Below are 23103 nucleotides of genomic sequence, written 5' to 3' on the forward strand. Positions count from 1 at the left end.
ACGCCATGTCACGGTGGCCGCGACGTCGGGCCTCAGCCGTCGGCGGGCTGATGCCGGCCCTCTTGGGGCCGGAGGTGGATGTTGCGGGCGGGGCCGTTCCACTCGGTGAACAAGATCGTGGCGTCGTCGGTGAGGGTGCCGTCGTGGTGCTCGATGATCGTGGCGATCAGGCGTCGCAGAGTCTCCGGCACCGGCAGCTCATCGGCGTGTCTGCGAGCGATGAACGCGGCGAACTGGTCGAGGCCGAATCTGCGGCCGGCGCGGTCGACGGCGTCGGTCACACCGTCGCTATAGAGCAAAAGCCGGTCACCGGGCTCCAGTTGTTCATGGCAGACCTGCACGGGAAGCCCCAGGGCCGTGCCCAGGGGATGGGAGGGCGGGCAGTGCAGCGTGGTGGTCCACCGTCCGCCCCGGATCAGCATCGGCGGCGGGTGCCCGTGGTTGGTCCATGCCAGCAGGCCGGTGGCCATGTTCAGCTCGGCCAGGACGGCGGTGACGTACCGGCTGTCGCCGAAGTGTTCGACGAGGACCCGTTCGGCGCCGGCCGCGGTGGTCGGCAGGTCGGCGCCGTTGCGGCGCTGGTTGCGGCACGCCGCCACCGCGAGGTTCGCCGTCAAGCCCGCGAAGCTGTCGTGCCCCATGGCGTCGAAGACCGCCAAGTGCAACCGGTCGGCGGCGACGGCGTAGTCGAAGGCGTCGCCCCCCACGTCGTGCGCCGGCTCCATCGCCGCGGACACCACCACACGGGAATTGGCGAAACTCAGCGGCGGGATCAGGTTCCACTGCAATTCGGCCGCGGTGGTCATCGGGGCGGTACGGCGCAGCCGTGCGTACGAATCGCTATGCGAGCGCTTGCTGACCAGCAGCACTGCCGCCAGCGACGCCAGGTCTTCGGCCGTCTGGATCCGCTCGTCCGCGGCTGGGCCCCGCGCGTCGGCGCGCAGTACGCCCAGGCGCTCGGTGCCGTCCAGGATGGGCACCCACAGCCGCCCGCCCGCCTCGGCCGTCGAAAGGGAGGCGGTGAGTTGGAACGCCCGCCCGGGGAGGCTGCCGTCCACGGGCAGGTCTGTGCCGCCCTCTCCGGCGTTCGGCCCCGCGCCGGTGAGTTCGCGCAGCACCCGCTGGCGCAGGTCGACGATGTAGATCCGCACGTCGTCCAGACCCACCGCCCGACCGGCGTCCGCGATCAGCCGCGGAACCTCCTCCAGATCGCTGGTGCGGCCGGCCTGCACCAGCCGCAGCGCCATGCTGTCCATCACCCCATCCCTCCTCCCTGTACCACCATCGCTCCATCACCGCCGGGCGGCGCGGTGACGGCGGGCCGTCGTCGCGCGGATGCCGCCCGCACGTGCCGGGCGGGACGGGTCGCGGGTCGGTTGAAACCGTGGCGCATCACTGAGCGGGGGAGCGACGACCGCTGTGCACAGTCGCGGGCCGACAGCCCTCGTTCGCTCCTGTCGATCGCCAAGTGCGGCTGCCGGCCGCCCGCTTGAAGATCAACACGTGGGAAACACCCGCTGAGACAGGGGTGTTCGCCGCTAACATGTGCGATGAGTGATCCACCGGGCGGCGCGTTGCGGGACGCCGAGCCGGCGATGCGGATCCGGAAACGAGGTACACGATGGCAGGCTCCGCATTCGACCGTACGCCCGACCAGAATGCGATCGTCGAGGGCTGGACGCCGCCGGAGATCGACGTGTCCCGGGCGCACTCCGCCCGCATGTACGACTACTACCTGGGCGGCAAGACGAACTTCCCCGCCGACCGCGCCGGGGCCGAGCAGGCGCTTGAGGCGTTCCCCCACCTGAAGGTCGGTGCGCAGGCGAACCGCGCGTTCCTGCTGCGGCTGGTCCGTCGCCTTGCCGGCATGGGAGTGGACCAGTTCCTCGACATCGGCACCGGCATACCGATCGAAGGCCGCAACACCCACGACGCGGCGCAGGCGATCATCCCCGCCTCCCGGGTGGTCTACGTCGACAACGACCCGATTGTCCTCGCCCACGCCCGCGCGCTGTTGACCAGTAATCCGGCCGGCGCGACCGCGTACATCGACGCGGACGTGCGCGACCCGGAGTCGATCCTCGGCCACCCCAAGCTCACCTCGACACTCGACCTGGACCGGCCGCTGGCGATGCTCCTGATCGCCGTCCTGCCCTTCGTTCCGGACAAGCCCGCGGAGACCCTGGCCCAGCTCACCGACCGCCTGCCGTCGGGCAGCTATCTGGGGCTCTCACACCTGACCGCCGACAACGACCCGGCCGGCGTGGGACGCCTCGTCGACACGTACCGGCAGACGGGCATCAACACCCAGGCGCTGACGCGTGCCGAAGTGGCGGATCTCGTCCCGGACGGCTGGGAGATCGTGGAGCCGGGTGTGCAGATCCTGTCGCAGTGGCTCCCCGACGCCGACGCCCCGGCGCCGGACCCGGTGCACGTTCCCGCGTACGGGCTTCTGGCGCGCAAACTCTGAGGCGAGAGGCCAAGGAGGCGGCCGGCTTCCGGACCTCCGGAAGCACGGTGAAGTCGTGCGTCGCGGCGTCGAGTTGACGACGTCGGTCTCGAACAGCCAGATCGGACACCGCTCTTCGCCCTCCTCGCCGACTACATCGCCGAGTCGGGGGAGTGAGGCTTGTGCGAGGCAGTCGATGACAGGACCCCGTGCAGTTCGGCCTTCTACATATGAGTAGATTCATGTCGGCGACCCGGATCAGCGACGATCGGAGGCAGACATGGAGTGGGAGTCGACCGTGCTCGCCGGAGGCCCTGCCGACGGGCTGACCGTACGCGTCGCGGATCGTCCGCCGGTCATCCAGGTCGTCTACCCGTGCCAAGTCGACGACTCGGTGGACGTCCAGGTGCAGGCGCTGTACGTCTACCGCCGCGGGGTCGGCAACCCGCTCACGTACGCCTTCGACGCGGCCACCCCGTGAGCCGCCGTCCCGCAGCGACGTCGACCTCCTGATTCGCCGAACACCGTCGGAACGCCGCCGAGGCGGGGTGGATCATCGCCTCGGCCGAGTCTGTGTCGTCCCCCGAGCAACCGCCGAGCCGTCGGGCCCGGTTCACCCGGCCAATCGGCCGAGCAGGGTTGCCAGTTGGCGTCGTTCCGAGGCGGTGAGCGCGCCGAACGGCTGGGCACCCGCGGCGAGTTCCTCGGCATCGGCGAGGCGCTCACGTCCGCCGTCGGTCAGGTGTACGGCGTGCGCACGGCGGTCGCGCGGATCCGGTCGGCGCTCGGCCAGGCCTTGGCGCTCAAGCTCGTCCAGGATGCGGACCATCGCCGACTTCTCGACGCCGAGGCTGTCGATGAGGCGGCGCTGACTCGCCGGCCCCAGGCGCCGCAGCGCCAACAGCACGCTGAAATGCCGGGATTCGAGCCCGGACTGTCGCAACACCTCGTCGAACAAAGAGCGGCACCGGAAGTGGGCCGAGGCCAAAAGCCGCCCCAGTGCCTCGTCGTCCGCGACCGTCGGGCCGGGCGTCGGCTCCGGGCGGGTGTCTTCCTGCTTCACCGTCGCATTATAGGGACGGCTGCTATAGTCTCACTTGAGACATTCTTATTCCGGCCGATAGGAGCGGCAGTCATGGACCTCGACCGCACACCCACCGCACACCGAGCGTCGTTGTCACGCCGAAGGCTCCTGGTGACCGCGGCCGCTTCGGCAGCGGGACTGAGCGCCGCCGCAGGAGACGCACAAGCCGCGCCTGCCGGGCAGGCTCAGGCGGAGACCGAGGACCGTGGCGGGGGCGACGCTTCCGGGCAACGGATCGACGTCCACCACCACGCCGTCCCCTCCGACCTGGCCGACTGGCTCGTGCGCGAACAAATCCTTCCCCCGGAGCGCGACACGTGGCCGTTGTGGGCTCGATGGGACCCGCGGACGACGGAAGACGTGCTGGAGGCCAACGGCATCGCCGTCGGAGTCGCGTCGACACCCGTGCCGTTCGACGTCTTCCGCAGCAAGGGGCAGGCTCGGGCGGGTGCCCGCGCGTGCAACGAATCCCTCGCCGCGCTGGCTGCCGAGAAACCGTCCAGGTTTGGCTTCTTCGCCTACCTGCCGTTGCCGTACGTCGACCTCGCCCTGGCCGAACTCACCTACGCGTTCGACGAACTCGGCGCCGACGGCGTGCTGATGATGACCCACGCGGGGGAGCGCTATCTCGGCGACCCGGCCTTCGACCCGGTCTTCGCCGAACTGGACCGCCGCAAGGCCGTGATCTTCACACACCCCCTCGACATCCCGGGCGGAGCGGCGCCCGGTGTCCCTGGTGACATCGCGGACTTCCCCCTCGACACCACCCGCGCGGCGATCCGCATGATCGCGGCGGACACGCTCGACCGGTTCCCGAACGTGTCGGTCATCCTGTCCCACGCTGGGGGGTTCATCCCGTACATCGCGGGGCGCTTCGCCAACGACGAAGGCATCGACCCGGCAAAGGTCCTGCCCGCGCTCAGGCGCTTCCATTACGACACCGCGCTCCCGGCGTCGCCGCACGCCACACCGAGCCTGTTGACCGTCGCCGACCCCCGACGCATCCATTTCGGCACCGATTGGAACGCCAACCCGCCGGAAGTGGTCGCCGACTACCGACGAGCCTTCGACGGGGACCCGAGCCTGGACCTCCGTCTCCGCCGCCGCATCAACCGCGACAACAGCCTGGCCTTGTTCCCCCGGATCGCAGCCCGGCTCGCGGGCCGCCTGCGATAGCAGGCCCTTTGCGACGGCGTCCAATGCGGCGCCGGACACGCAACCCCCCGAGACCGCCTGCGGACCCGTCATACACGGTCAAACCTTGTTCACCAACGCCAGGAACTCCTCGAAGCCGATCGAACCGGAGCCGTCCGCGTCGTAGCTGCGCAGCAACTGCTCGGCACCGGCGGCTTCCGCTTCGCGCCCGACGTCGCGCAGCGCCGCCATCAACTCCTTCGCATTGAGGAATCCGTCATTGTCGACGTCGTGCCGTTGGAAGACCTCGAAATATCGGACGCGGTCGTCGTGGGTCGTCATCGCCGGTTGCTCCTCACTGTGCGGCGGAATCGCGGGACCGCGCGACGCGGGCCGGAGGCCGCGCGCATCGGCCGCCTCCACGGCTGCCCCGCCGACCGCCGGCCACACGCAGGAGGCCCCGGCGAACGGCGTCCCCGCCGACGCACGATTCGACCGGTGGGGAGCCGGTTCCCCGTCGCAGCCGCCGGGTCGCCCGCAGCGGCGGGCGGCTGAACCAGGCCGGACCCGGGTCCCCACGCCGCAGCCGGCCCGGGTACGTTCATCGTCGTGCGGATCATCTCTCTCAACGCCTGGGGCGGCGCGATGTTCGACGAACTCGCACGCTGGATCGACACATGCGACGCCGACATCCTGTGCCTCCAAGAGGTGACCCACACCCCGGGCGTCGGCGGCTGGACGCGATTCGACGACCCCGAGCGATCGCTGCCTCAGCGAGCCAACCTCCTCGCCGATGTCCGCTCGCGGCTTCCCCGGCACCACGGGCTCTTCGCCACCGGCGACGCCGGACCGGTCCAGGACCAGGAAGAACGTTGGCACCAGGAGGACTTCGGGCTCGCGACGTTTGCCGACGAGACACTCGCCCTCGTCGGAACGCACACGGCGTTCATCCACGGCGAATACACCGAGTACCACGACGCATGGCCCGCGGACGACCGGCCCCGCGTCGCCCTGGCGGTGCGCGTCTTCGACCGCCGGGCACGCCGGTTCGTCACCGTCGTCAACCTCCACGGCCTGCGGGACGCGAACGGGAAGGTCGACACCCCCGCCCGGCACGCGCAGGCCGAGCGGCTTGCGGGCCTGGTCACCGATGCGCGCGAGGACGGCGACCTGACCGTGGTGTGCGGCGACTTCAACCTGCTCCCCGACAGCCGGACCTTCGAGACGCTCGCCGCAGTCGGACTGACCGACCTCGTCCGGGACGCCGACACCCGTACCTCCCGCTACCCCAAACCGGTGCGGCACGCGAGCTATCTGCTTGTCTCCGACCCCGACGCCGTCGCCAAGTTCGAGATCGCGGCCGCACCCGAGGTCTCCGACCACCGGGCGCTGGTCCTCGACCTCCACGGGTAGGCGGCGTACGACCGTTCCGCCGTCCACGTCCGGGTGAACTCCGCGTGCCCGCGCGAGCGGCCGGGCAGGCACCAACCCGAGTACGACGTCCGGGCCAAGGAGCGGAAACACATGAGGAAAACCGTACGTGCCCTCTTCGCGGCATCGGCTGTCATGGCCGCCGCCACGCTGCCGATCCCCGCGGCCCACGCGGCCGACGGGTACGACCGGTGCCCCACCGGCCACTACTGCATGTTCTCGGGCCTCGACGGCACCGGTGACATGATCGCGCTGACAACCGACACGCCGGACCTCGCGGCGCTCGGAATGAACGACCGTGCAAAATCCGACTGGAACCGGACCGCGTCGACCATCCGCCTCTGGTCGGAAGCGAACTACACAGGCTGTACGGCGGTCACCTCCGCCGGCCCCACCGGAAAGGGCAACTTCTTCCCCACCTACCGGGACTTCTTCAGCTCGGTGCAGTTCGACGGCCCGGGAGGCCTGAGCTGCGGCACGCCCCCCGGCGAAGACGGCTGACCCACCCGAGCCAACCAGCGGCGAATCAGGGCGAGTTCGAGGCCGGGCACGGCACGCGCCCGGCCTCGAACGCAACGCGAACCCTCACGGGCACGACGGCTCCGGCAACGCGTCTGCCACGCGGGATCGCGGCCGGACACGACGACGACGCGGTCGAGGAGTGCGGCATCGGCAGGCACCGGGACCACGGGATTGACGCCGTTCGCGGTGACCGACGAGCCGGTATCGGCGTCGAAGACCGTCCGGACGGCGACGATCTCCGCGATGTCGGCCGCCCGCGTTCCGGCGGGCAGGCGGATCGTCGTCGCGGCCGGGTAGTCGCGGCTCAGCGACCAGTCGGCGTGGCCGTTGTCGGAGCGGTACAGCGTCGGGTCACCCTTGAGCCGTACGCCCAGGCTCACCCCGACCCATCCGACAACACCGGGAGCGGGCGGCGACGTGGTCTTGCGTACGACGGCGTACACGTAGTCGCGCGGGTCGACGATCAACGTCGTGGTGTCCAAGAAGCGCGCGGCGCGTCGGCCAAAGCGCGCGAGCGACGGCATGGGTGATTCCGGGCTTTTGCGTGTCCCCTAGTCTCGCTGCGGTGATCACACAGCCTCAGATCCCTTACGGCACCGCTGCCACGGCGCCGCCCGCGGCGCGATCCATGTCTGTTCTGCTGCTGCGGCTTGTGGCGACGGTGGTGTACTTCCCGGTCCATGCCGCCTTCGTGGCCGTGTGCTTCGCGGTCTTTCTCGCGTTCACACTCTTCGCCGAACTGCTGTCGTGGATACCGGGGGTGGAACGGGCCTGGGACAAAACGGCGGACGCGTGCCTGAACGCCATCCCGATGTGGCCGCGCTGGTTCGTCACGGTGCCCGAACTGCGGCACGAAGGGGACGCCGCGTTCTACCGGGCCCGCCTACAGCGCATGTTCGAGCACTGGCAGGGCGGCGGCACCCGCTGGGTGAAGCGAAACGGACGGGTCTTCGTGCTGCGCGTGCACAAGTACCGCGCCCTGCCCTTGGACGAGGTCTTGCGGACAGCCCGTGCGTATGGTTACGAGCCGGGCCCCTCCGCGGCGGTCGTCCCCGGCCGGGACATCGCCCTGCGGCGGATCGCCGACCCGGCGGCCGACCCGGGCAAGACGACGACGCCGCATTGACGGCCCGGTGGGCGCGGAAATCCGGTAGCCGCAGATTCAGGTCTCGCGCCAGGTGCGTTGATCGCGGGCGATGTGCCGGAGGACGGTTTTGAAGGCCTCGTAGGCCGGTTGCCCGAGACGGTCGCGGTGACCTCGTTCGATGGCGGCGCGGATCGTCCGAGCCTTGTCGATCTCGTCGAGGGCATGGCCGGCGGTCGCCCGTCGGCGGCAGTCTGCCCCGGTGTCAGGGCAACTTGCCAAGGTGCCAGGCGACTTCGGCGGTGTCCGACTCGGACACGCTGCTAGCCGGGCAGACCTACCGGCGCCGGCCGGTACCCCGCCTCCTCCGGCGTCACGCGGCGACCCGGAAGCGGTGGCCGGCCCCAGACGAGCTCGCCGTCCGGGCTGACGAGCGGGTCGTCCCACGCACGCGGGTCCACCGTCGGCCCGCCGCCCTGCATCAGCGTGTCGGCGACCCCTTGCAGGAACGCGCCCAGCGAGTGGTCGCCGGCGAAGCCGCTGCTGCCGTCGTGCGATGCCCACCCCAGGCGGCCCCGACCCGGTCCCGGGCGCATGTCGATGACGTCGAGGTCCCCTTGGAAGTGGGCCACGGGCACCCACAACGGATGCCAGTAGGGGTCCTCCTCCTCGTCCGCGAACGGCTCGTCGTCCTCCAGATACTCCGCCATGACCTGGCGGCGCAGCTCCACCTGCTCGATGATCCCTTGCGCCGACAGCAACACCATCTGCGGCAGCACCCGCGACTGAGGATCGACGCCGTCGTGGCAGCGCAGCGAGGCGGCGAGGTCTTCGGGCAGTGGGATGCCCAACACTTTCTCGACCGCGGCAAGCGCCGCGGGCTCCGCCCCTCCCGGCAGCCGGGCCAGGCTCGCGGGCGCGTGCGCGGCCAACCACGTGTCGATACGGGACCAGGACGCGGTTACCGCGGCGGCGGTGCTCTCAGCCATGGCCACCAGTGTGCCGCTACCGACCCGCCTGCCGCAGGCCCACCGAGGCCGGCCTGACCGGCTTCGAACAGCCGGTCGCCGCGCCCCCGTCACAGACCACGCGCGGCGCGCGGCGTGTAGGTGATCGACGGGGGACCGTCCATGGGCAGGAACACCACGAACTCCCGTCCGAGATAGTTGACTTTGGCCAGAGTGAGCGTGCCACCGCGCAGTGCGAGGTCTTCCGCGTAGGCGCGGCAGTCGGCGAGCCGGACGGTGTCGGCGTGTTCGTGCACGATCCGATAGGCCGGCCCCGTCCACATCCGAACCTCCGCTCCCTGTCTGAGCCCGAAGTCAAGGGCGTCCAGCAGCCGGCCGGGCGCGGCCGTCTCGATCCCGACGCGCAACCGGTGCCGGACACGGGTCGGATCGGGGGCATCGGAGGCCGCCGCGCGGCAGTCCGCGCAGGCGTTCGGTTTGCGGCCATCGAAGTGGTGCCGGTAGACCGTGACTTGGTCGCGCGGGATGCCGCAGAGGGCTGCCTTCCGGTTGACGGCGTGCTCCCGGCCCGGTTCGGCAGTGGCCTGGCAGGCCGCGAACACCCACCCGGCGTCTGGTGCGGTTTCATACCGAACGGAGTTGCCGTAGAGGGTCATGCCGACCACCGTGGCATACTCCAGCCCGCCGTCGCACGGGTGTTCCTGCCGGTTTGTGGGGTGCGGCCCCAACGGGGAGGGGAGCGACCAGACTTGACTTCGTGGCTCATGGGCACAACCGAACGGCGGGCACGGTGAGCTACGGGCCGCCTGTGTCGTTCGAGGTGGCCCCGTCGGACACGACACCCGCCGGGCGTCTTGCCATTCATGTCCGCCGCACGCTTGCCGCAGCGGCGGCGCTCATTGCCTTCGACAAGAACCTGACAGTCGACCATGTCGTCCGCATCCGCTGCGACGATTGACCACCTGCGGCCGGCAGGAGTCCGAACTGACACCTCGCGTTCTGCGCAACTCCGTGCGTGATCCAGACTTACCGTGTACGGCAGTGTTGCGTGGGCGGGAGAATTCACGGTGGCTACACGTACGGAATCAGGAGCCGAGGCGCAGGTTCCGTTGAGCAGGGAGCGGGTTCTCCGCACGGCCGTGGGCGTCGCCGACGCGGGCGGGATCAAATCGCTCACGATGCGCAATCTCGCGGAAGCGCTCGGCGTGGAGGCGATGTCGTTGTACCACCACGTGGACAACAAGGAGGCGATCCTCGACGGCCTCATCGATGTCGTCATGGGCGAGATCGACGCGGCCGTGCAGAGCACCGGCGCGCCCCCGGCCGAGGACGACTGGAAGACCGCGATGCGCATGAGGATCCTCGCCGCACGCGAGGTCCTGCTCCGCCACCCGTGGGCTCCCGGTGTCTTCGAGACGCGCACCACCACGCGCCCGGGCGTCGTGCGGTACATCAACGCCGTGGTCGGGGAGTTTCGCGCCGGGGGCTTCAGCTACGACCTGGCGCATCACGCGCTGCATGCCCTGGGAAGCCGGGTCCTGGGCTTCACCCAGGAGCTGTTCGAGCCGAAGGCCACTGACGGCGACGACGCGGAAAACGACGACGTGCTCGCCCGGATGGCCGACGAACTCCCCTATCTGGTGGGGATGGTGGCGGAGGTCGCGCATGACGACCCGGACTCCACGTTGGGCTGGTGTGACGACCGGTTCGAGTTCGAGTTCGGCTTGGACCTGATCCTCGACGGCCTGGAGAGGATTCGTACGGCGGCCTGACCGGTCCCGACTTTTCCCTTACCGCGTAAGTCTTGTCATCCCTGCGGCACCCGAGCTACCTTACGCTGTAAAACTTACGCCGTAAGTCCCGAAAATCGGGCGAAGGAGTCTCATGTTCGATCCCTTGACCGCCGTCGGTCAGGCGCTGCGGTGGTAGGCCCCGAAGGCACGATGACGGCAGTCGTCCAGGACGCCTACGGTCCGCCCGAGCGCGTGCTCCGAGTCGCCGAAGTGGCCCGGCCTCGGGTCGGTGACGACGACGTCCTGGTCCGCGTACGGGCGACCAGCGTGAACACCCCGGACTGGATCACCGTGGCCGGAGTCCCCTACGTACTTCGGCTCAAGGCCGGGCTGCGGGGGCCGTCGACACCCGTGCGAGGGACCGATGTCGCGGGGACCGTCGAAGCCCTCGGCGAAAACGTGACCGACCTCGACATCGGCGACGAGGTTTTCGGGTCGCTTTGGGACAACACCCTGACCACAAGCGGCGCTTTCGCGGAGTACGCGGCCGTCCCGGCGTCCCGGCTCATCCGAAAGCCCGCCGGTCTCGGCTTCGAGGCCGCCGCGGCATCGGTCATGTCGGGCCTGACCGCGTTGTCGGCCATGCGCGACGTTGCCGGAGTCGGCCCGGGGACGAAGGTCCTCGTCAACGGTGCGTCGGGCGGCGTCGGAACGCTCGCGGTGCAGGTCGCCAAGGCTCTCGGCGCGGAAGTCACCGGCGTGTGCGGGCCCCGGAACGTCGAACTGGTCAGATCCCTCGGCGCGGACCATGCCGTCGACTACACCGAGGAGGACTTCACCCTCGGCGAGAGGCGCTACGACGTCATCCTCGACAACGTCCTCAACCACCCGCCCAAAGCGACAGCCCGAGCACTCACCCCCACCGGGACGCTGATCCCCAACAGCATCGGTGTCTCCGGAGGTTGGTTCGGCGCCCTGCCGAGGGTCGCACGGGCGACCGTGATGGGCCGGGGTTCGACCGATGTGCGGTCCGTTCCGATCTCGGTCGACCGCGAGCACCTGACGGCGCTCGCCACGCTCCTCGAATCCGGCGACGTCAAGGTGTTCATCGGCGCAACCTACGCCCTCGACGACGCCGCGAGCGCGGTCGCCCACATGCTCGGACACCATGCCAGGGGCAAGGTCGTCATCACAGTCTGACTCCGCCGCCCGAAGTCAGGCGGAAGGCAGGCGCCGGTCGGCTCGGATGTGCCCGAGGGGAAAGACAGGCGCCCGCCCGAGCTTGAGCAGAAACGAAGAAGCACCCCTCCCCGCCGCCGCCCTAGCGTGACTCGCATGTGCCTGATCATCGACACGGCAAGGGGAAACGGCATGAAAGCGCATGTGAGCTCGATCCTTCTCGGCGTCCGCGACATGGAGCGGTCCAAGAAGTTCTACACGGAGGGCCTCGGCTGGACGATCCAGCACGATTACGGGGTCTCGGTCTTCTTCGCGCCCGACGGCGGTTCACCCGTCGGCTTCTACGGCCGCGAGGGCCTGGCCGGTCAAGTGGGCACGAGCCCGGAGGGCAGCGGGTTCAGCGGTCTCGTGCTGACGTACGTGGTCCGCAGCGAGGCCCGCGTCGACGAGATCATCGCGGAGGCCGAGAAGGCCGGCGCCACGATCCTCAAACCCGCCGGCGCCCTGCCGTGGGGCGGGTACGGCGCATCCTTCGCCGACCCCGACGGTTACATCTGGAGCCTCGGCTACAGCGCCCAAGGCGAAGACCAGCCGTACGCGGAGTAGCCGCCACCGAGGCCTGGCGGGCACCTGCCCCGACGCCGCAGACGTGACACCACGGAGTTCGCGGCGCGAAAGCAGCGTGATGCCCCCGACCTGGGGACGGTCGGGGGCATCACATGTTGTCCCGGCCGCCGCCGCCGAGTCCCGTCGTCATGTTGTGCGTGACGCGGGCTCGGCGGCGACGTCGTGACCGTGGGCTTGTCCGAGATCAGTTGCAGCCCACGTGGTAGACCCACGCGTCGTCGATGTCCCAGGCGCTGCCCAGGTTCTTGACCGACTTGGCGGGGACGCAGGTGTACGAGTTGAAGCCCCAGTCGTCGATCTCGACGGTGACGTCCTCGCTGGAGCAGTTGCTGAAGTAGCCGGTGTCGGCGTGCTCGTAGTAACCGCACGCCTCCGGGGCGGCGTTCGCGGTGCCGGCGGTGGAGACGATGCCGGCCACCGACGCGGCAAGCGCGGCGGCGGTCAGCACGGCGGCGGACCGCAGACGACGGGCGGCGCGGGGGCGGCGGGTGGCGTTGGTGTTCATGCGCACTCCTCGAATCGAGTCCGGACGCTGTACCGGTGGCCCGATGCCACCTTCATCCGATGACTCAATGCTTCCGCGCCATCACGCTCGGTTCCTCCTGCGTGGCGCCGAGATTCGGCGTACAGACAACTATGCAGTCGGAAGGCGCTCCTCGTTCCCGGCCGACCTCGCGCGTCCTCCGTCCGGATTAAGCCGTCCGGGTGACTTCCTGCGGCACGGACCGGGTCAGACACCCGGGACGGAAACCGTCGCCGTACAGCGGATGTCGTCGCTGCTCAGCCCGGCCATCAGCGTCACCTCGCCCGGCTCCAGCCCGCGGCGGCCGTCGGGCAGAGTGTGGCACAGGCGCTCGACCGGGGCCTCCAGGACGATGTCCCGCGCCTGCCCGGCCGCCAGGGCAACGCGCCGGAACTGGACGAGTTGGCGCACCGGCCGCACGACGCTCGCGAACTCTTGGCGGGCGTAGAGCTGCACGACCGTCTCGCCGTCCACCGCACCGGTGTTGGAGACCGTGACCGCGGCCCTCAGGACACCGTCGCGTACCTCCGCGCCGCCGCTGAGGGCCACGTCGAATGTCGTGTACGAGAGCCCGTGGCCGAAGGGGAACAACGGACTCGGGTCCGGCAAGTCGACGTAGGCGTACGTGTCGCCGGTGGGGTGGTCGTACCCGCTGCCGTGGCGGTGGCCGTGGTATGCCGGGATCTGGCCCAGATGACGGGGAAACGTCCCGGGGAGTTTGCCGCCGGGGTTGGTCCGACCGAACAGTGCGGACGCGATCGCGGTGCCGGCGGCCTCGCCGAGCAGCGGCGCGAGAAGCATCGCCGCGGACGACCGGGCCGCATGCTCCAGCAGCAGCGGACGCCCGGAAACCACCACGGTCACCACGGGCTTGCCGGTCGCGGCCAGCAGCCCCAGCAGTTCGTCCTGGTCGCCGGGCAGCGTCGGAGACGCGCTGGAGCGGCCTTCGCCCGCGGTGTTGGCGCCGACCCGGCCCGTGCGCTCGCCGACGACGGCCACCACCACGTCGGCACCGGCCACGGCCGCCTCGACGGCCGCCGCGTCCAGAGCCGTCTCGGGCTGCGGGTCGAACGAACCGAGCGGCACGCACTCGACCTTCGGGTCCACCTCCCGCAAAGCCGTCACCACCGTGTGTGCGTCGGGGTGGAGCGCGCGGGCCATCTCCTCGAAGCGCTGCCGGAGGCCGGGCAGGGGGGTGGTCGTGATCGCACTGGCGTCGAAGGCGGCCGGGTCGATGCCCGGGATGTCGCCGCGGCGTACCGCCTGGATCGCCGCGGGCATCTCGGCCGCCGCCACCGACGTGTACGCGCCGAAATGGATGCGCAGTTCGTCGGCGGCCGGGCCCACCACGACGATCCGACTGCCTCCCGGCGCCAAGGGCAGGGTCCCGTCGTTGGACAAGAGCACCACGGCCCGGTCAGCGACCGCCGTGCGGATCTCCGCCGCCGCGGCACGATCCGGCGGCGAGGGACGACCGCGGGAGGGGGTGTGGAACGCCGGGATCAGACCCGTGCGGGCCTTGACGGTGAGTACGCGGGCGACGGCCTCGTCGACGACGCGCTCGTCGAGGCGCCCCGAGGCCACCTCCTCGACCAGGCTCGGGTAATTCCGCGCTTGCGGGAGCTCGGCGTCCAGTCCCGCCGAAACCGCCTGTACGGCCGCAGCCGCAGCAGTGGCCGCCGTGCGATAGCGGGTGCGCAGCATGTCGACGGACTCGTAGTCGCTGACGACCATGCCGGTGAAGCCGAGTTCGCCGCGCAGCAGATCGGTGAGCAACCAGCGGTTGGCCGCCGCCGGAACGCCGTCGATGTCGTTGTAGGAGTTCATGACCACCGACAGGCCCGCCTCGGCGATCGCCCGGCGGAACGGCTCGGCGTACTCGTCGGTCAGCGTGCGGCGCCCGAGCTGCGTCGCCGCCATGTTGAGACCGCCTTCCGAGGCGCCGAAGCCCAGGAAGTGCTTTCCGGTGGCGAGGAGTTCGGCGTCCTGCCCGTCTCCCCGGACACCCTGGACGCCTCGGACGAACGCCACAGCGAACTGCGCCGCCAGTTCCGGGTCCTCGCCGTACGTCTCGTGCGTCCGCCCCCAACGCGGATCGCGGCTGAGGTCCATCACCGGGGAGAAAAGAAGCTGCACACCGAGGTCGCGCATGTGCGCGGCCGTGACCGAGGATGCCCGCCGGACCAGATCGGGCTCCCACGTCGCCGCCTGCGCCCACGCGGTGGGGAACTGTTCGCCGGCGGCGTGGAGAAAGCCGTTGATCCCCTCGAAGTGCACCAGCCCGCCGATCCCGAACGGCGAAGCCGCACGCACCGCTTCCTGCACACGCGCCAGCGCGTCCCGGAGACTGTCGGCGTCCTGGCCGAGGAACCAGGCCAGTGACAGATGGCCGATGCCGTGCGGGCACAGCTCGGCGACCCGGCCGGTATCGAGACCGGGCCCCGTCTTCGGATCGAACGCGACCAGGCTGGGCAGAGACAGCCCGCCGAGCTGCGCCACCTTCTGTTCGAGGGTGAGTCGTGCGACAAGACCCGCGACAGCCTCGGCGGTGACCATGAAGCCCCTTCCGCGACGACCATCGCCGCTCTCTCCGCTACGCCCAAGCGGCGAGGGCGGATTCACACACGGCAGACCGCCGCACCCGTCCACGGACACGGGCACCCCGTGCCCGCCGATCACCGCGAACACATCCCAGCCCGACCCCGCGGCACGCGACAACCCGTTGCCGTCAGTTGCCGCGACCGGTTCCCGCAACCGCCGCCCTGGTCGCCCAGGGGCCGGTGCCCCGACCGATCGCGTTCCCGGCCACCGCAGTGCGTTCGCTCCGCCGACTTGTTCGCCGGGGGCGTGGGGCCGGTCTCCACCGGAGACGCTTGCCACCAGGCGAGGCACCTCGCCGGCCGTGGGTGCGACGCCGGACCGGGGTTCGGCGCCACGTCCCCTACGAAGGAAGGTTGCGCATGGACGCGTTCGATGCTCAGGCGGAGAGCACGGGGAAGCCGGCAGGCAGGTCGCTGCCGGTGTCCGTCAAAGGGGTGGTCTTCGACGACCGAGACCGCGTCCTGCTGCTGCGCAATCCGCGCCGCGAGTTCGAGCTCCCCGGTGGGAGGCCCGAGCCGGGGGAATCCTACCAGCAGTGCGTGGTCCGCGAGATCGAGGAAGAGGCGGGCTGGGAGGTCGTCGCCGGCCCCTGGCTGGACGAGTGGGTGTACGAGCCTCTGCCCGGCCGTCGCGTGCGCATCGTGACGTACGGCTGCCACCTCGCCGCCGGGTCCGGCGCGGTCCGGCTCAGCGACGAGCATTCCGACGGCGGCCTGTTCGCGGTGGCCGAACTCCCGGGCCTGCCGCTGCCCGGCGGGTACGCGCGCTCGGTTGCCGCCTGGGCGGGGCACCCCGCACGGACCCGGCCGGACACCGCATCGTGACGACGCACGCACCTCGACCGGCGGAACCGGAATCCGGCCCGGACAGTCACAGGTACGTCCGTACAGCGGACCAGGCCCTTACGACGGGAAACACGGGCGCGCGGGGTGCGTTCGACGTCAACGTCTTGGGCCGGGACGCACTCGGTTCCCGCCGAGTCTCAGCGTCCGCGAGGCCGCCGGGGGAGACGTTCGACCTCCTCGGAGACGGGTGGCGGGCCACGCCGTCGGCATGACCCGCATACTTTCCGATCCGCGCGTTCGCCGGATCCGCCGCGAGCAACGTCCCGGCAACAGTCGAACGTTCGGGGCGGCGAGGCGGTGACGAACGGCCCCGCCGCGCCCGGGGTGTCACGGTTGCCGCCACTGCTCCGCCGGGGGCCTGCCGGGGAGCGGCTTGCCGATCAGGGCGAGGGGCACGAAGAACGCGACCTGGCCGATGGCCAGAGTGAGTGTGGCGAGAGCCTTGTCGTCGTAGTGCGCCGAGGCGTGGGCGTACAACTCGTCCGGGACCCGCTCGCCGCGCGGGTTTGCGGTGAACACCGCTTCGACCAGGGCCAGGGCGGCGCGTTCCGCGTCGGTGAAGCAGGACGCGTCCTGCCAGGTCGCCACGGCGGCGATGCGTTCCTGGCTCTCACCGGCGTTGCGCAGGTTGCCGGTGTGCAGGACGGTCAGGTAAGTGCTGTCCACGATTTGTCCGGCACGCAATTGGACGAGGCTGATCGTGGTTCCCGGCACCGAGCCGTTGCCGGTGGCCTTGAACAACGCGGCGCCCACTTCGGCCATCTCGGGAATGAGCAGGGCCGGGTTGGGGAGGCGGGAACGGTCGGCGTGCTGTGCCACGGAGGTCATGTGCGTCAGCCTTTCGTCGGGGTTGTTTGCGGTGCTGCCGTACTGACGGATCGCGTGCCGCGAATGTGACCGCGAACGGACAACGGATTTCGTGTCCTCGGTGCGCACGGCTGTGCGTGGTGCGGCCCGCTGCCCAGGACACAGCCGGTGCGTGGGCAGGCGGCCGGTGCCACGTGCCCCGATCAGGACAGTCCGTTGACGCCTTGGTTGTGCGCCTGGTAAGCATGGGCCGGCACTTCTTTGAACGTTTGTTTATTCTCATTGCCGCGAAGCCGCGTTGGACGCCCCGATTGCCGACTGCCGACTGCCCGCATCACGCGCAACGGGGTGCAGCCCCCGCGTGCACGCCGAAATCCTCGGCGACGCCGCTGTCCTCGCTCGTACCGGCCTGCGCGGCCCCGGGCGGACACGCCATACGGCGGGCGCGATCGCCCCTACCCGAAGGAGGACCCATGGCCGAGGACCGCGACGTGGCACGGCTTCGCGAGGCCTTCGTCGACGGTGTCGAGGAGCGGGCCACCGACGACGCCTTCGACTTCCACGGCGAGTTGCGACGCATCCTGGCTCCCCTGGGCCTGGCTCCCGAGGACGCGGGCGGCCGGATCTCCGTGGTGCGGAAGGACCCGCTGATGCAGAGCTGCGTACGCCTGGGAGGCGCGTCCGCCCTGGCCCTCGTCCAGCAGTCCGTCGTCGCCGCCCACCTGTGGAGAATGCGCACCGGGTTGGGCCAGGACGTCAGCGTCGACCTCGGCCAGGCCATCCGCCGCATCGCGCCCGCCTCCGAGCTCACCTGGGAGACAGTCAACGGAATCCCCAGCGACCTCTACGACCGGAGCCTGCCCGCCTACCTGGGTTTCTACGAGACCAAGGACGGCCGGCACATCCTGCCCGCCAATCTCTATCCCGGTCTGCGGTCACGCATGCTGGCGGTTCTCGACTGCGCAGACAACCCCCAGGCCATAGCCGCAGCCGTCCGGCGGCACACCGCCGACGAACTCGAACACCTGGGCGCGGAACACGGCATCGTGTTCGCCAAAGTGCGTACGGCTCGCGAGTTCGCCGACGAACCCGTCTTCGCGTACCTGGCCACCCGCCCCCTGATCGAGATCGACAAGATCGCCGACAGCGCCCCCGAGCCACTGCCCGAATTCGGCACCCACCCACTGTCCGGAATCCGCGCACTCGGCATGGGCCATGTCATCGCCGGAGCCGGCATCGGCCGCTCTCTCGGCTCCCTCGGCGCGGACTGCCTCAATGTCTGGCGCGCCATGGACTGGGAACCGGACACCCTCCTCACCACCGCGAACGTCGGCGTCCGCTCCACGCGGCTGCACGTACGCACTCCACAGGGCAGGACCCAACTCCACGAACTCCTGCGTCAGGCCGACGTCTTCTACGCCAACCGGCGCCCAGGCCTGCTCGCCGGACTCGGTGTCGACCTGGAAACCGCGACAGCGCTGCGCCCCGGCCTCATCCACGTCACCGTCAGCACCCACGGCGAAGGCGGCCCGTGGCGCAACCGGGTCGGATTCGACCAGGTCGCCGGAACCGTCACCGGCATGGTCGCCGCCGAAGGCACCCTGACCCGCCCCCGGCTCCCGCCCACCTCGATCGTCAACGACTACCTCGTTGCGTGGCTCGCGGCCACCGGAGCGATGACCGCGCTGGCCCGCCGCGCCGTCGAAGGCGGCAGCTACCGCGTCCATGTGTCCCTCACGCGAGCCGCCATGTGGATCATGAGCCTCGGCCTCTTCGACAAGGACTACGTCGCCGCGACCGTCGGAACCGGCGGCGACCACGAGCTCATCGATCCGCAACTCTTCCGGTCCGTGACACCCCTCGGCCTGTACCAGGGCGTCACCGAAAACGTCACGCTGTCCCGCACGCCACACCACTACACCAACGTTCTCTCCGCCCGGGGCGCCGACCAGCCCGCCTGGCTGCCACGACCCGAACGATTCCCCGTCGCCTCGCTGTTCTCCAGCTTCGGCGGATAGACGAGCCCGGCCGACCCGCGCTTCCGCGGTGGTCGGGGACGGCGACGAACTCATCGAGTCGGACGCGAGGACGAGGCATCGAACTTGGTTGCCGGACAGCCTCGTTGGAACGCACCGCATTCGGCTGTGCCGCGGCTGCCGCGCACGCGGGCCGGCGCTGCCGCGGCGCGGTGCGCCGGGTTCGATGACCTCCCGGCGCCGAATCCGATGCAACCTGTCGCGGGCCACAGGTCTCTATCCCAACGGTCGGCTTTGCAAAAAACGCCGATGCCACCGAGCCCTGTCGAGAACCACCGTCCGGAAGAGAGCGCACGCGTGAGCACATATGCAGCTCGTCCGTTGCGTCGACTGGCGGCCGCCGTCGCTGTCACGAGCCTGGTCGCACTGGCCGGGACGGCAGCCACCGCCCGGGCCGCTCCGCTTTCGCCGACGTCGACCTCCGCACAGATCTCCGCAACCGCCGCGCCCGCACCGAACGACCCGAAGTCACCCGCGGCGGCCGGCGAGACCGCGGCAGCCACTCCCGACGTCACCGCGGAAACGCTCCCCGACAACCGTGCCGTCGTGTATCTGAGCTGGGACGACACAACGGACTTCACCCAATGGCGCGTACTGGCAGGCAGCGGCCAGGAGAGCCTGCGTGCGCTGGCCACTGTCCCGCGCACCGGCTCCCGGACCGCCGTCCCGGTCGCCTACACGGACGACGACATCCTCGTCCGGGTCGAGGCCCTCGACGCCACGGGCGCGGTCGTCGCCTCCGCCGACCGGTCCGGCCTGTTCCCGCTCGCGGCCGCCTACGCCCGGGCCGGCGGCGCGGCGACGCTGGGGGCCTTCGTCAGCCGCTCGGAGGAGTCCGGCGCCGTCACCGTCGTCTACCAGCGCGGCTCGGTCCAATGGTCGGCGCCCACCGGAGCCCACCCCATCACCGGTCGGATCTGGAATTACGCCAAGACGCGCCGCCACTCCATCGGCCTACCCACGTCGGATGCGGCGCTGCTGCCGGACGGGCGCGGCACCGCACAGGGCTTCGCGGCCGGCAGGGTGTACATCAATCCGCAGGGCGGCGTGCACTCCGTCCTCTACTACTTCTTGTACGAGTACGAGGAAACAGGTGCCGAGCGCGGCCCGCTCGGCTACCCGACGTCGGACCGCGACGAGAGCACGAGGCCGTCTCACCAGCGGTTCGACAACGGAAAGGCGCGATCCGCGACCGCTGGGCGTCCCTCGGCTGGGAACGCGGCCCGCTCGGCTACCCGGTCACCGACGAACTGACCACACCCGACGGGCGCGGCAGGTACACGCACTTCCAGTACGGCTCCATCTACTGGACCCCGCAGACAGGCGCCCACGAGGTCTACGGCTCCATCCGCAACAGCTGGGCGGCCTCCGGCTGGGAGCGCGGGCCGCTCGGCTATCCCACGAGCGGCGAATACACCCCCGCGCCGGGTCAACGCCGCTCCAACTTCGAACGCGGCCACATCCTCTGGAACGCTCGCGACGGCCGCACGATCACAGTTCTCCACTGATCCGCGCAACGCCGGACAACGCCTCGCAACACCAAACAACGCCCGACAACAACACCGAACGAACCTGTGGCCCTGACTCCTGGCGGAGTCAGGGCCACAGTCCGTCGCTTCGCTGTTTCCTCCACGCCGACGCACCGCGGTCACCCCTGCGCCGACCCGCCGGGACCGGCGACCACCTCGAACACCGGGCTGCCGTACGCGAGGAGGCGCCTCACGTCACGACGGCAACGGCGTTCCCAGCCCGCGCAGCAGCGTGTCGACGACGACGTCGGCCGCCTGGGCGGCCGTGAGGTGGGAAAGCTGCCGGGACGCCAAGTGCATCAACTGCGGCAGAAGCGCACTCGCCCAGCCGGCGGGGAGGTCCGGTCGCAGGACGCCTTCGGTCGCGGCGCGTTCGAGAAAGGCGTCGACCAGCGTGGATCCCGGTGGCGGGGGGCCACGGCCGCGGGCGCCTGAAAGGCCGTCAGGTGCCTTGGGTACCGGCCGCGACTGCGGCGACACCGGGACGCCGCCGTCCGGCTCGTCCGCCGGGGCCGACGGGCGGTCGGGCTTCCGGGGGCGACGGCGTGCTTCCGGCGCCCGCTCGCCCGTCGCCGTTCTGCGACGAAGCCGTTGCCTACCCGACTCGGTTCATACTCGGTTCCGGCAATAGGCTCACGGCAGTGCAGGCGCTTCGCAGCCGGGTGGGGGGAGACCAACCGGCGCGGTGCGCACCCACCAGATTCCCGGGGGGGACGAACAGTGTTTGGCACAGCGATGCGGCGCGGGCTCGTGACGGCGGTCGTGGCCACCGTTCTCGGCGGTTCGCTCACCGCGTGCAACGACGGCGACGGCGCCAACGAGGTCTTCGGCGGAGGTGGTCCGCAGGCCACGGCCTCCGGCGGCGGGGGCGGTGGTGACTCGTCGTCCGGCGAGGTCGAGGCCGGCGTGGTCAAAGGCCGTGTGACCGATTCCGCGGGCAACCCGATCAAGGGGGCCGAGATCGTCGTGGACAACCAGTTGCTGTACGACAGCAACCTGGTGCTCGTCACCGACGCCAAGGGGAACTATCGCGCGGAGATGCCGGGGATCGCCGCGACGTACAACGTGACGGCGAGCTTCGAGAAGACGTACAACAACACGACGTACACCTTCCGGCTCGCGCCGGACAACCCGGAGATGTTCGTCGGACAGGAAGGCGCCGTCCGGGACTTCACCTGGAAGCTGACCGGTGAGCAGCCCGACGCGTCGGACAGCTTCTACGGCGGCTCGGTGCTGTTCAACCTGAGCCCGATCAACCCGGTCGACGACAGCTACGTCGACTCCGCGGGCGTCAAGCTCACCCTGACCCCGGTCGGCCCCCTGGTCGACGGCAGCACCGGCAAGTCCGTCACGAAGTCCGCGGAGAACACCGGCGACGGATGGGGCGTCCGCGACATCCCCGTCGGCCGCTACAAGATCACCGCGACCTTCACCGGCGAGTCCGGGCGCACGCAGCCGCTGCGCGTCCGGCTCCGGGAGGACGGCGGCCCGTACGCGGCCGATGTCACCGCCGACTTCGAGCCGTACCTCACCGACCACCAGCGCATCGAGCTGGAACTGGCGCTCCAGTCCTGACGATTCGGGCCGGCACCGAGGTGCACCGGAGCGTCCGAAGAACGCGCAGCCGGTGACCGGTATATCGGTCACCGATACTGTGGGGGCATGGGTGAAAGTGCGCCGCTGCGCGAGCCGACCTTCCTGATGCTGGCCGCACTCGGTCCCGGGCCGCTGCACGGCTACGGGATCATCAAAGCCGTCGCGGAGATGTCGGAAGGCCGCGTGAAACTGCGGGCGGGAACGTTGTACGGCGCGCTGGAACGCCTCGAAGCGCAGGGTTACGTGGTCTTCGACGGCGAACGGGCGGAAGGGGGGCCGCCGCGGCGCTACTACCGGCTCTCCGACGACGGCCGGGCGCTGCTCCGCGACGAAGCGGAGCGGCTCGCGGCCAACGCCCGCGTGGCGTTCACGCGCCTGGGGGTTCGGCCGACATGACCCTGCACGGCTGCGCCGTCCGGTGGGTGGTCGGCCGGTTCGTCGGGGTCGATGTGTCGTATCGCGACGAAGTGGCGGCAACCGCTTTGGAATCGACCGCGGACGCGGGCCGGTGGGACCGACTGGCGGAGGTCTCCGCGCTGGTCGGACTCGCGCTGCGGTTGCGGTGGCGGCACCGCACAGCCGGGCGCGAGGACAGGACCTGGCGGCAGGGCCTGTGCCTGGGCGCGCTCTCGGTGCCGGTCGTGTTCGGTGTGGGGCAGGTGTCCGGAGCCGGGGGAGTGCTGCTCGGGATCGCCGCCCCGGCGCTGCTGCTGGTGCTGGGGCGTTTCGACCCGCGGCTGGCCGCGGCAGCGCTCGTGGTGTGGTTCTGGCGGCTGGTCGTCGGCGATCTCGGCGGGCTGGCCACGGCGTTGGCGACCCCTGCGGAAGACGGGCGGGTGGCGCTTCTCGCGCGCTGGTTCCTGATGGCCTCGGGAGTGGGAGTCGCCTGGGTGGTGACCCGCCGGTCGATACGGCGGCTCAACGCTATCTGAACGCTTCGTTCGAACGCCGAAGG

General features: G+C 70.4%; 27 protein-coding genes and 1 pseudogene. 17 read left to right on the forward strand and 11 right to left on the reverse strand.

Features of this window, described 5'->3' with window-relative positions; all coding sequences use genetic code 11:
* Positions 1–32: 32 nt before the first annotated feature.
* Entirely contained in the window at positions 33–1256 is a 1224-nt protein-coding gene (locus tag ACRX5W_RS26230) for a PP2C family protein-serine/threonine phosphatase (protein ID WP_436790826.1), read from the reverse strand.
* 365 nt (positions 1257–1621) lie between these two features.
* On the opposite strand from ACRX5W_RS26230, the gene ACRX5W_RS26235 reads away from it, so the two are divergent.
* Entirely contained in the window at positions 1622–2470 is an 849-nt protein-coding gene (locus ACRX5W_RS26235) for an SAM-dependent methyltransferase (RefSeq protein WP_436790782.1), read from the forward strand.
* Positions 2471–2729: 259 nt separating this feature from the next.
* Positions 2730–2930 carry a hypothetical protein gene (locus ACRX5W_RS26240; RefSeq protein ID WP_436790783.1) on the forward strand — a complete coding sequence of 67 codons (201 nt, stop codon included), beginning with the start codon at positions 2730–2732 and terminating at the stop codon, positions 2928–2930.
* Between the two features lie 132 nt (positions 2931–3062).
* Here the strand turns inward: ACRX5W_RS26240 and ACRX5W_RS26245 are convergent, their stop codons facing one another.
* Positions 3063–3512, reverse strand: coding sequence for a MarR family winged helix-turn-helix transcriptional regulator (locus tag ACRX5W_RS26245; protein WP_436790784.1), 450 nt, complete (start codon positions 3510–3512; stop codon positions 3063–3065).
* Between the two features lie 72 nt (positions 3513–3584).
* On the opposite strand from ACRX5W_RS26245, the gene ACRX5W_RS26250 reads away from it, so the two are divergent.
* On the forward strand, positions 3585–4709 hold the full coding sequence (locus ACRX5W_RS26250; protein WP_436790785.1) for an amidohydrolase family protein: 1125 nt from the start codon (positions 3585–3587) through the stop codon (positions 4707–4709).
* A gap of 78 nt (positions 4710–4787) precedes the next feature.
* On the opposite strand, the gene ACRX5W_RS26255 is transcribed toward ACRX5W_RS26250, so the two are convergent.
* Positions 4788–5009 (reverse strand): EF-hand domain-containing protein, encoded by a 222-nt coding sequence (locus ACRX5W_RS26255; protein WP_436790786.1) that lies wholly within the window; start codon positions 5007–5009, stop codon positions 4788–4790.
* 267 nt (positions 5010–5276) lie between these two features.
* Between ACRX5W_RS26255 and ACRX5W_RS26260 the strand changes: the two genes are divergently transcribed.
* Positions 5277–6080, forward strand: a complete 804-nt coding sequence (locus ACRX5W_RS26260) for an endonuclease/exonuclease/phosphatase family protein (RefSeq protein ID WP_436790787.1) — start codon at positions 5277–5279, stop codon at positions 6078–6080.
* A gap of 111 nt (positions 6081–6191) precedes the next feature.
* On the forward strand, positions 6192–6599 hold the full coding sequence (locus tag ACRX5W_RS26265) for a peptidase inhibitor family I36 protein (protein WP_436790788.1): 408 nt from the start codon (positions 6192–6194) through the stop codon (positions 6597–6599).
* Here ACRX5W_RS26265 and ACRX5W_RS26270 read toward each other — a convergent pair.
* Positions 6518–7144 carry a hypothetical protein gene (locus tag ACRX5W_RS26270; protein ID WP_436790789.1) on the reverse strand — a complete coding sequence of 209 codons (627 nt, stop codon included), beginning with the start codon at positions 7142–7144 and terminating at the stop codon, positions 6518–6520. The two genes, ACRX5W_RS26265 and ACRX5W_RS26270, sit on opposite strands and share 82 nt — an antisense overlap.
* A 104-nt stretch (positions 7145–7248) precedes the next feature.
* Between ACRX5W_RS26270 and ACRX5W_RS26275 the strand changes: the two genes are divergently transcribed.
* Positions 7249–7746, forward strand: a complete 498-nt coding sequence (locus ACRX5W_RS26275) for a hypothetical protein (protein WP_436790790.1) — start codon at positions 7249–7251, stop codon at positions 7744–7746.
* 36 nt (positions 7747–7782) lie between these two features.
* Here ACRX5W_RS26275 and ACRX5W_RS26280 read toward each other — a convergent pair whose 3' ends face one another.
* The 3 genes from ACRX5W_RS26280 to ACRX5W_RS26290 form a co-directional block, all read right to left on the reverse strand.
* Positions 7783–7986, reverse strand: coding sequence for a hypothetical protein (locus tag ACRX5W_RS26280; protein ID WP_436790791.1), 204 nt, complete (start codon positions 7984–7986; stop codon positions 7783–7785).
* 41 nt (positions 7987–8027) lie between these two features.
* Positions 8028–8693, reverse strand: coding sequence for an SMI1/KNR4 family protein (locus ACRX5W_RS26285; protein WP_436790792.1), 666 nt, complete (start codon positions 8691–8693; stop codon positions 8028–8030).
* A gap of 89 nt (positions 8694–8782) precedes the next feature.
* On the reverse strand, positions 8783–9328 hold the full coding sequence (locus ACRX5W_RS26290; RefSeq protein WP_436790793.1) for a hypothetical protein: 546 nt from the start codon (positions 9326–9328) through the stop codon (positions 8783–8785).
* Between the two features lie 101 nt (positions 9329–9429).
* On the opposite strand from ACRX5W_RS26290, the gene ACRX5W_RS26295 reads away from it, so the two are divergent.
* The 4 genes from ACRX5W_RS26295 to ACRX5W_RS26310 all read left to right on the forward strand — a co-directional run bounded on the left by ACRX5W_RS26295 (position 9430) and on the right by ACRX5W_RS26310 (position 12190).
* Positions 9430–9630: a hypothetical protein gene (locus tag ACRX5W_RS26295; protein WP_436790794.1), complete on the forward strand. Its 201-nt coding sequence runs from the start codon at positions 9430–9432 to the stop codon at positions 9628–9630.
* A 109-nt stretch (positions 9631–9739) separates the two neighbouring features.
* Positions 9740–10444 (forward strand): TetR/AcrR family transcriptional regulator C-terminal domain-containing protein, encoded by a 705-nt coding sequence (locus tag ACRX5W_RS26300; protein WP_436790795.1) that lies wholly within the window; start codon positions 9740–9742, stop codon positions 10442–10444.
* Positions 10445–10615: 171 nt separating this feature from the next.
* A complete protein-coding gene (locus ACRX5W_RS26305; RefSeq protein WP_436790796.1) occupies positions 10616–11605 on the forward strand; it encodes an NAD(P)-dependent alcohol dehydrogenase in 990 nt (329 codons plus the stop codon).
* 171 nt (positions 11606–11776) lie between these two features.
* Positions 11777–12190: a VOC family protein gene (locus ACRX5W_RS26310; RefSeq protein WP_436790797.1), complete on the forward strand. Its 414-nt coding sequence runs from the start codon at positions 11777–11779 to the stop codon at positions 12188–12190.
* Positions 12191–12395: 205 nt separating this feature from the next.
* Here the strand turns inward: ACRX5W_RS26310 and ACRX5W_RS26315 are convergent, their stop codons facing one another.
* Both ACRX5W_RS26315 and ACRX5W_RS26320 read right to left on the reverse strand, forming a co-directional pair.
* Complete coding sequence (locus ACRX5W_RS26315) at positions 12396–12716, reverse strand: DUF6355 family natural product biosynthesis protein (protein ID WP_436790798.1); 321 nt, start codon at positions 12714–12716, stop codon at positions 12396–12398.
* A gap of 225 nt (positions 12717–12941) precedes the next feature.
* Positions 12942–15290 (reverse strand): glycoside hydrolase family 3 N-terminal domain-containing protein, encoded by a 2349-nt coding sequence (locus ACRX5W_RS26320; protein WP_436790799.1) that lies wholly within the window; start codon positions 15288–15290, stop codon positions 12942–12944.
* A 404-nt stretch (positions 15291–15694) separates the two neighbouring features.
* On the opposite strand from ACRX5W_RS26320, the gene ACRX5W_RS26325 reads away from it, so the two are divergent.
* The gene (locus ACRX5W_RS26325) at positions 15695–16159 is read left to right on the forward strand and encodes an NUDIX hydrolase (RefSeq protein WP_436790800.1); all 465 of its coding nucleotides are present in this window, start codon (positions 15695–15697) and stop codon (positions 16157–16159) included.
* Between the two features lie 348 nt (positions 16160–16507).
* Here the strand turns inward: ACRX5W_RS26325 and ACRX5W_RS26330 are convergent, their stop codons facing one another.
* Complete coding sequence (locus ACRX5W_RS26330; protein WP_436790802.1) at positions 16508–17008, reverse strand: carboxymuconolactone decarboxylase family protein; 501 nt, start codon at positions 17006–17008, stop codon at positions 16508–16510.
* 452 nt (positions 17009–17460) lie between these two features.
* Here ACRX5W_RS26330 and ACRX5W_RS26335 point away from each other — a divergent pair, with 452 nt between their 5' ends.
* The 3 genes from ACRX5W_RS26335 to ACRX5W_RS26345 all read left to right on the forward strand — a co-directional run bounded on the left by ACRX5W_RS26335 (position 17461) and on the right by ACRX5W_RS26345 (position 20531).
* Entirely contained in the window at positions 17461–19005 is a 1545-nt protein-coding gene (locus ACRX5W_RS26335; protein ID WP_436790803.1) for a CoA transferase, read from the forward strand.
* Positions 19006–19320: 315 nt separating this feature from the next.
* Positions 19321–20277 carry an LGFP repeat-containing protein gene (locus ACRX5W_RS26340; RefSeq protein ID WP_436790804.1) on the forward strand — a complete coding sequence of 319 codons (957 nt, stop codon included), beginning with the start codon at positions 19321–19323 and terminating at the stop codon, positions 20275–20277.
* Positions 20274–20531: an LGFP repeat-containing protein gene (locus ACRX5W_RS26345; protein WP_436790827.1), complete on the forward strand. Its 258-nt coding sequence runs from the start codon at positions 20274–20276 to the stop codon at positions 20529–20531. The genes ACRX5W_RS26340 and ACRX5W_RS26345 overlap by 4 nt, the downstream gene beginning before the upstream one ends.
* A gap of 216 nt (positions 20532–20747) precedes the next feature.
* On the opposite strand, the pseudogene ACRX5W_RS26350 reads toward ACRX5W_RS26345, so the two are convergent.
* Positions 20748–20942, reverse strand: a pseudogene (locus ACRX5W_RS26350) (TetR family transcriptional regulator); the annotation flags it as partial.
* A 330-nt stretch (positions 20943–21272) separates the two neighbouring features.
* Between ACRX5W_RS26350 and ACRX5W_RS26355 the strand changes: the two are divergent.
* From ACRX5W_RS26355 to ACRX5W_RS26365, 3 genes are all read left to right on the forward strand, one after another.
* Positions 21273–22127, forward strand: a complete 855-nt coding sequence (locus ACRX5W_RS26355; RefSeq protein WP_436790805.1) for a carboxypeptidase regulatory-like domain-containing protein — start codon at positions 21273–21275, stop codon at positions 22125–22127.
* 87 nt (positions 22128–22214) lie between these two features.
* Positions 22215–22544, forward strand: coding sequence for a PadR family transcriptional regulator (locus ACRX5W_RS26360; RefSeq protein ID WP_436790806.1), 330 nt, complete (start codon positions 22215–22217; stop codon positions 22542–22544).
* A complete protein-coding gene (locus ACRX5W_RS26365; protein ID WP_436790807.1) occupies positions 22541–23080 on the forward strand; it encodes a hypothetical protein in 540 nt (179 codons plus the stop codon). Before ACRX5W_RS26360 ends, ACRX5W_RS26365 begins: the two co-directional genes overlap by 4 nt.
* Positions 23081–23103: the final 23 nt, after the last annotated feature.

Origin of the sequence: Yinghuangia sp. YIM S10712, from assembly GCF_051388935.1 — a bacterium.
Taxonomy (GTDB): Bacteria; Actinomycetota; Actinomycetes; order Streptomycetales; family Streptomycetaceae; genus Yinghuangia.

What these genes read in the sequence shown, in the direction of transcription:
- ACRX5W_RS26250 (WP_436790785.1), top strand. Translation starts at nt 3,585, where the DNA reads ATGGACCTCGACCGCACACCCACCGCACACCGAGCGTCGTTGTCACGC.
- ACRX5W_RS26310 (WP_436790797.1), top strand. Translation starts at nt 11,777, where the DNA reads ATGAAAGCGCATGTGAGCTCGATCCTTCTCGGCGTCCGCGACATGGAG.
- ACRX5W_RS26365 (WP_436790807.1), top strand. Translation starts at nt 22,541, where the DNA reads ATGACCCTGCACGGCTGCGCCGTCCGGTGGGTGGTCGGCCGGTTCGTC.
- ACRX5W_RS26285 (WP_436790792.1), bottom strand. Translation starts at nt 8,693, where the DNA reads ATGGCTGAGAGCACCGCCGCCGCGGTAACCGCGTCCTGGTCCCGTATC.
- ACRX5W_RS26330 (WP_436790802.1), bottom strand. Translation starts at nt 17,008, where the DNA reads ATGACCTCCGTGGCACAGCACGCCGACCGTTCCCGCCTCCCCAACCCG.
- ACRX5W_RS26240 (WP_436790783.1), top strand. Translation starts at nt 2,730, where the DNA reads ATGGAGTGGGAGTCGACCGTGCTCGCCGGAGGCCCTGCCGACGGGCTG.
- ACRX5W_RS26275 (WP_436790790.1), top strand. Translation starts at nt 7,249, where the DNA reads ATGTCTGTTCTGCTGCTGCGGCTTGTGGCGACGGTGGTGTACTTCCCG.
- ACRX5W_RS26270 (WP_436790789.1), bottom strand. Translation starts at nt 7,144, where the DNA reads ATGCCGTCGCTCGCGCGCTTTGGCCGACGCGCCGCGCGCTTCTTGGAC.
- ACRX5W_RS26255 (WP_436790786.1), bottom strand. Translation starts at nt 5,009, where the DNA reads ATGACGACCCACGACGACCGCGTCCGATATTTCGAGGTCTTCCAACGG.
- ACRX5W_RS26315 (WP_436790798.1), bottom strand. Translation starts at nt 12,716, where the DNA reads ATGAACACCAACGCCACCCGCCGCCCCCGCGCCGCCCGTCGTCTGCGG.
- ACRX5W_RS26230 (WP_436790826.1), bottom strand. Translation starts at nt 1,256, where the DNA reads ATGGACAGCATGGCGCTGCGGCTGGTGCAGGCCGGCCGCACCAGCGAT.
- ACRX5W_RS26325 (WP_436790800.1), top strand. Translation starts at nt 15,695, where the DNA reads ATGGACGCGTTCGATGCTCAGGCGGAGAGCACGGGGAAGCCGGCAGGC.
- ACRX5W_RS26290 (WP_436790793.1), bottom strand. Translation starts at nt 9,328, where the DNA reads ATGACCCTCTACGGCAACTCCGTTCGGTATGAAACCGCACCAGACGCC.
- ACRX5W_RS26335 (WP_436790803.1), top strand. Translation starts at nt 17,461, where the DNA reads ATGGCCGAGGACCGCGACGTGGCACGGCTTCGCGAGGCCTTCGTCGAC.
- ACRX5W_RS26320 (WP_436790799.1), bottom strand. Translation starts at nt 15,290, where the DNA reads ATGGTCACCGCCGAGGCTGTCGCGGGTCTTGTCGCACGACTCACCCTC.
- ACRX5W_RS26235 (WP_436790782.1), top strand. Translation starts at nt 1,622, where the DNA reads ATGGCAGGCTCCGCATTCGACCGTACGCCCGACCAGAATGCGATCGTC.
- ACRX5W_RS26265 (WP_436790788.1), top strand. Translation starts at nt 6,192, where the DNA reads ATGAGGAAAACCGTACGTGCCCTCTTCGCGGCATCGGCTGTCATGGCC.
- ACRX5W_RS26360 (WP_436790806.1), top strand. Translation starts at nt 22,215, where the DNA reads ATGGGTGAAAGTGCGCCGCTGCGCGAGCCGACCTTCCTGATGCTGGCC.
- ACRX5W_RS26305 (WP_436790796.1), top strand. Translation starts at nt 10,616, where the DNA reads ATGACGGCAGTCGTCCAGGACGCCTACGGTCCGCCCGAGCGCGTGCTC.